Annotated in this window: 3 protein-coding genes and 1 pseudogene; 1 reads left to right on the forward strand and 3 read right to left on the reverse strand. The window is 71.0% G+C overall.

Annotation, left to right across the window (positions count from 1 at the left end):
* Positions 1-3: 3 nt before the first annotated feature.
* From JWR81_RS28785 to JWR81_RS28795, 3 genes are all read right to left on the reverse strand, one after another.
* Positions 4-489 (reverse strand): hypothetical protein, encoded by a 486-nt coding sequence (locus tag JWR81_RS28785; protein ID WP_297659790.1) that lies wholly within the window; start codon positions 487-489, stop codon positions 4-6.
* Positions 489-1,964, reverse strand: a complete 1,476-nt coding sequence (gene miaB / locus JWR81_RS28790; RefSeq protein WP_297659793.1) for a tRNA (N6-isopentenyl adenosine(37)-C2)-methylthiotransferase MiaB — start codon at positions 1,962-1,964, stop codon at positions 489-491. Before miaB ends, JWR81_RS28785 begins: the two co-directional genes overlap by 1 nt.
* Before the next feature lie 226 nt (positions 1,965-2,190).
* Positions 2,191-2,445: a response regulator transcription factor gene (locus tag JWR81_RS28795; RefSeq protein WP_367278873.1), complete on the reverse strand. Its 255-nt coding sequence runs from the start codon at positions 2,443-2,445 to the stop codon at positions 2,191-2,193.
* A 100-nt stretch (positions 2,446-2,545) separates the two neighbouring features.
* Here JWR81_RS28795 and JWR81_RS28800 point away from each other — a divergent pair.
* Positions 2,546-2,637 (forward strand): annotated as a pseudogene (locus tag JWR81_RS28800) (amino acid ABC transporter ATP-binding protein); the annotation flags it as partial.

Consider the following 2,637-nt stretch of genomic DNA (forward strand, 5'->3'; position numbering starts at 1 on the left):
GGATCAGCCGCGGCGGAAGGCGATCCGCACCCAGCACGCCACCAAGAAGATCATGGTCAGCAGGGCCAGGATCAGGCCGATGCCCGGGCCCGTGCCGCCCGACAGCACGCCGGTCTGCCGCGACCAGATCGCCCACACCCCGGTGATGACGGAGACGCCGCAGCCGGCGGCGGCGAGCCAGGCCAGACCCCACAAGCGGGTGGCCAGGGCGAGCGAGGACACCACGAGCCCGAAGCCGAGCGAGGTGAGGGTGAACAGCTGGGGCAGCGAACCCAGGCTCCCGATGCCCGACAGCACCTGCCAGCCCCGGATGGTGCCCGTCCACGGGAGCAGGAGCGACACGATCAGCACCAGCATCGCGATCGAGACCTTCAGCGCGGTGCTGCCGGGTTCGATCCGCTGCTCCACGCGACGGGTGACGCCCTCGAGCTCACGGTTGAGCTCCGTGAGCTCCTCGGGCAGGTCGCCGGACGGTACTTCGCGGGCCATCAGGACACTCCGCATACATCGGTGGTGGCGGCCACCGGGGCGGGCGCGCCGAACGTCGGCAGTCCCAGGCCGGTGGCCGATGTGGTCGGACGGTCGTGTGCGTCGCCGGCGCGGGTGCGGCGGTGGCTCAGCACCGGACCGTCGGCGACGAGGTGGTGCGGCGCGCCGTAGCCGATCGCGACCTCGACGACGTCACCCGGCCGGATCCCGGAACCGATCGATCCGGCCGATCCCGGCGCGAAGTGGACCAGCCGCCCGTCCCGGGCCCGCCCGGACAGCCGGTGGGTGGCGCCGTCCTTGCGCCCCTCCCCCGCCGCGACGAGCACCTCGACGACCCGGCCCTCGATCGCCCGGTTCTGCTCCCAGGAGATCTCCTCCTGCAGCGCGACGAGCCGCATGTACCGCTCCTGGACGACGTCCTTGGGCAGCTGGTCGGGCAGGTCGGCTGCCGGGGTGCCGGGCCGGGGCGAGTACTGGAACGTGAACGCGCTGGCGAACCGGGCCTGCGCGACGACGTCGAGCGTGGCCCGGAAGTCCTCCTCGGTCTCGCCGGGGAAGCCCACGATGATGTCGGTGCTGATGGCGGCATCGGGCAGCGAGGCGCGCACCTCGTCGAGGATCGCCAGGTACCGCGACGACCGGTAGGAGCGGCGCATGCGGCGCAGCACGTCGTCGGAGCCGGACTGCAGCGGCATGTGCAGCTGCGGGCACACGTTGGGCGTCTCGGCCATGGCGGCGATGACGTCGGAGGTGAAGTCGCGCGGGTGCGGCGAGGTGAAGCGGACCCGCTCCAGACCCTCGATGTCGCCGCAGGCGCGCAGCAGCTTGGCGAACGCGCCACGGTCGCCGAACTCGACACCGTAGGAGTTGACGTTCTGCCCGAGCAGGGTCACCTCGAGCACGCCGTCGGCGGCGAGCGCCTGCACCTCGGCGAGGACGTCGCCGGGGCGGCGGTCCTTCTCCGTGCCGCGCAGCGACGGGACGATGCAGAACGTGCAGGTGTTGTTGCAGCCCACGGAGATCGACACCCAGCCGGCGTAGGCCGACTCGCGGCGCGCCGGCAGCGTCGAGGGGAACACCTCGAGCGAGTCGGCGATCTCGACCTGGGCCTCGGAGTTGTGCCGAGCGCGCTCCAGCAGGACCGGCAGCGCGTGCACGTTGTGCGTGCCGAACACGACGTCCACCCACGGAGCACGGCGGACGATCTCGGAGCGGTCCTTCTGGGCGAGGCAGCCGCCCACGGCGATCTGCATGCCGGGCCGCGACCTCTTGACCGGCGCGAGGTGGCTGAGGTTTCCGTAGAGGCGGTTGTCGGCGTTCTCGCGCACGGCGCACGTGTTGAACACGACGACATCGGCCGCGTCGTCCGAGGCGGCGCGCGTGTAGCCCGCCGACTCCAGGAGCCCGGCCATCCGTTCGGAGTCGTGCACGTTCATCTGGCACCCGTAGGTGCGGACGGTGTAACTGCGGGCCACCGGCCAAGGGTAGGCCCGTCCTGGGCGACCTCGCCCCCCGGGCAGCCTCGACCGAACGGGACGGGACAGGCAGGATGCCCGCACGAGGGGCCGGTCAGCCCGTCGGTGAACATCTCCTGCTGTGCGGCCTGCGCGTCCGACAGGGCGAGCGGGATGCCGAGGCCGCCAGCCAGCGCACCGACGAGGACCATACCGACCATGTCCGTGTGGCGCTGCAGGGCGACCGTCACGTCGTCGACCTGCACGACGTCCACCGCGGACGACGACCCGACACGGCTGGCCGATACACGGTGTGGACGCGCGCCACGAGCATGCCGTAGGGCTTGACGAGGTAGTCGTCGACGCCGGAGTGCAGGCCCAGGATGCGGTCGTCCACCTCGCCGCGGGCCGAGACCACGATGATCGGGACCTCGCTCGCCTCACGAATGGCGCGGCACACGTCTTCCACCAGCAGTATGTGCACCGGTCCCCCGTCCGTCATCTGATCGCAACCCTGTGGGTCGCTCAAGACACTGGACTCGGGTGTCGGATTCCCCCTAGCGTCCCAATATGCCCGGAGGCCGCAAATGACCGAAACCACCATGATCCGGATGACGTCTGTCGACAAGCATTTCGGCGACCTCCATGTGCTGCGCGACATCAACCTCGAGGTCGAGGCCGGCCAGGTCGTGGT

It is taken from the genome of Pseudonocardia sp., assembly GCF_025965585.1.
Taxonomy (GTDB): Bacteria; Actinomycetota; Actinomycetes; order Mycobacteriales; family Pseudonocardiaceae; genus Pseudonocardia.

Excerpts from the sequence above, each read along its gene's own strand:
- JWR81_RS28785 (WP_297659790.1), bottom strand. The coding sequence starts at position 489 with ATGGCCCGCGAAGTACCGTCCGGCGACCTGCCCGAGGAGCTCACGGAG.
- JWR81_RS28795 (WP_367278873.1), bottom strand. The coding sequence starts at position 2,445 with ATGACGGACGGGGGACCGGTGCACATACTGCTGGTGGAAGACGTGTGC.